General features: G+C 67.0%; 3 protein-coding genes. All 3 read left to right on the plus strand.

Annotated elements, in window-relative coordinates:
- Nucleotides 1–93: 93 nt before the first annotated feature.
- Genes tnpA through tnpC form a run of 3 tightly spaced genes read left to right on the plus strand, consistent with a single transcriptional unit; the run spans nt 94 to nt 2,424 of the window.
- The gene (gene tnpA, locus HK28_RS12165) at nt 94–453 is read left to right on the plus strand and encodes an IS66-like element accessory protein TnpA (protein WP_086644816.1); all 360 of its coding nucleotides are present in this window, start codon (nt 94–96) and stop codon (nt 451–453) included.
- Nucleotides 450–797: an IS66 family insertion sequence element accessory protein TnpB gene (tnpB, locus tag HK28_RS12170; protein WP_086644817.1), complete on the plus strand. Its 348-nt coding sequence runs from the start codon at nt 450–452 to the stop codon at nt 795–797. Before tnpA ends, tnpB begins: the two co-directional genes overlap by 4 nt.
- A gap of 49 nt (nt 798–846) precedes the next feature.
- A complete protein-coding gene (gene tnpC / locus HK28_RS12175; RefSeq protein WP_086644818.1) occupies nt 847–2,424 on the plus strand; it encodes an IS66 family transposase in 1,578 nt (525 codons plus the stop codon).
- The last annotated feature ends 30 nt before the right edge of the window (nt 2,425–2,454 follow it).

The raw sequence follows: 2,454 nt of genomic DNA on the forward strand, positions 1-2,454 counted from the left end.
GTATCCTTCCGGTGAAGAGCGCCTTGCCGGGGTGAATGGTGATTTCTGATCTTAAGAGCGAGCTTAAGGACGTTTTTAAGAGCGGAAGATCGGATGGAAATCATCACGGGTGTGGAGCGGCGTCGGCGGTGGAGCGTGGAGGAGAAGCTCCGGCTGGTTGCGGAATGTGATGCGCCGGGCAACAGCGTGACGCGGGTTTCGCGGCAGCATGACATCAGCCGGGCGCTGCTCTGGACGTGGCGGCGGCAGTTGCGGCGGGGCGAGTTGGGCGGCGGGACGGATCGGGGCTTCCTGGCGGTGACGCTCCCGACCTTGCCGTCGGGTCCGACATTGCTCGGCGGGCGCGCGGACACGGGACTGGAGATTGTGCTGCCTGACGGGTTGCACCTGCGCGTGACGACCAGGACGGACCTGGATCTGGTCGCGCGTGTGCTGACGCTGCTGCGACGATGATCCCGGTTCCATCGGGCGTCCGGGTCTGGCTGGCAACGGGTTCGACTGACATGCGCCTTGGCATGCCGGGCCTGGCGCTGCGGGTGCAGGAGACCCTGGGCCGTGATCCGCACGCGGGCGATCTCTATGTGTTCCGGGGCCGGCGCGGGGACCTGATCAAGGTCATCTGGCACGACGGGCTGGGCCTGTCGCTCTACGCCAAACGGCTGGAACGCGGCCGGTTCATCTGGCCGTCGCCGGCGGATGGCGTGGTGGCTCTTTCTGCCGCCCAGCTCGGCTACCTGCTGGAAGGGATCGACTGGCGGCATCCGCAGCGCACATGGCGGCCGGAACTGGCGGGCTGAGCGCGGTTGCTGGTACCCAACCGGGTCGATCCGTGTTTTTATAGCCGACATGGAAACCGGCACGTCGGAAATCGATCGCCTGCGGGCGGCCCTGGCGGCGTCCGAGGCGGCACGCCAGGAAGCGGAACAGCGCGCCACGGGTGCCGAGGCGATGGTCGCGCACCTGAAGCTGCTGATCGCCAGGATGCGGCAGGACCGCTTCGGCGCGTCCTCGGAGCGCGGCCGGCGTCTGCTCGACCAGTTGGAACTCGAACTCGAGGATCTGGAAACGGCAATCGCCGAGGATGATCCGGCCAATGTGCCGGGCGCCGCGATTGTCTCGCCTGAAGTGGGATCCGAACGGCAGCGTCCCGCGCGCCGGCCCTTTCCAGCGGGTCTGCCGCGCGAGCGGATTGTCATTCCGGCGCCCGTGCAGTGCCCATGCTGTGGTTCATCCCGTCTGGCGAAGCTGGGCGAGAGCGTTACCGAGACGCTTGAGGTGATCCCGCGCCGGTTCAAGGTGATCCAGACGGTGCGGGAGAAATTCTCCTGCCGGGACTGCGAGAGCATCACCCAGCCGCCCGCACCGTTCCATCCGATCGCCCGTGGCCGCGCCGGGCCCTGGCTGCTGTCGACGATCCTGACCGGCAAGTTTGCCGATCACCTGCCGCTGAACCGCCAGAGCGAGGCCTTTGCCCGCGAGGGGATCGATCTCGACACCTCGACGCTGGCCGATTGGGTGGGCACCTGCACCGCCACCCTGGCGCCGCTGATCGCGCTGGTCCGCGCCCATGTGCTGGCGGCGGAACGGCTGCATGGCGACGACACCACGGTGCCGGTGCTGGCAAAAAGTCGCACCGTGACCGGACGATTGTGGACCTATGTCCGCGATGACCGGCCGTTTGGCGGACCCGCACCGCCTGTAGCGTGGTTCCGCTACTCCCGCGACCGCAAGGGCGAACATCCCACGGATCATCTCGATGGCTGGAGCGGCATCCTGCAATCCGACGCCTATGGCGGCTACAACCGGCTGTTCGACGCTGACCGCAGACCCGCGCCCGTCATATCGGCGGGATGCTGGGCTCACGCGCGGCGCGGCCTGTTCAAGCTGGCCGAACTCGGTAAGGCGCCGCTCGCTGTGGAAGCCGTGCGCAGGATCGATGCGATCTTCGAGGCCGAGCGCACCATCAATGGCGCAACCCCGGCGCAGCGTCTCGCCGTGCGGCAGGAGCGCATCGCGCCCATGGTCGATGACCTGCTGGCCTGGATGCGTGAGAGTTGTGCCCGCCTGTCGAAGAAGACCCCTGTTGCCGCAGCCATGGCCTACATCCTGCGCAGGCCAGAGACTTTTACCCGGTTCCTCCACGACGGACGGATCTGCCTGACGAATAACGCCGCCGAACGCGCGCTGCGCGGCATCGCCCTGGGCAGAAAAGCCTGGCTGTTCGCCGGCTCCGATCGCGGTGGGCAGCGCGCCGCCGACATGTATTCCCTCATCGTCACCGCCAAGCTCAACCACATCGATCCCCAGGCCTGGCTCGCTGACGTCCTTGCCCGGATCAATGATCAGCCGGTCTCACGCCTCCACGAACTCCTGCCATGGAACTGGAAAACCTCAGGACAGCACCAGCATACTCACGCCGCCTGAACACGCACGCGGCACTCCCCGGATGCTTAC

The organism is Acetobacter sp. DsW_063 (assembly GCF_002153745.1).
GTDB lineage: Bacteria > Pseudomonadota > Alphaproteobacteria > Acetobacterales > Acetobacteraceae > Acetobacter.

Bases quoted from the DNA above. Each gene is read 5' to 3' on its own strand.
- tnpA (WP_086644816.1), top strand. From the start codon at position 94: ATGGAAATCATCACGGGTGTGGAGCGGCGTCGGCGGTGGAGCGTGGAG.
- tnpB (WP_086644817.1), top strand. From the start codon at position 450: ATGATCCCGGTTCCATCGGGCGTCCGGGTCTGGCTGGCAACGGGTTCG.
- tnpC (WP_086644818.1), top strand. From the start codon at position 847: ATGGAAACCGGCACGTCGGAAATCGATCGCCTGCGGGCGGCCCTGGCG.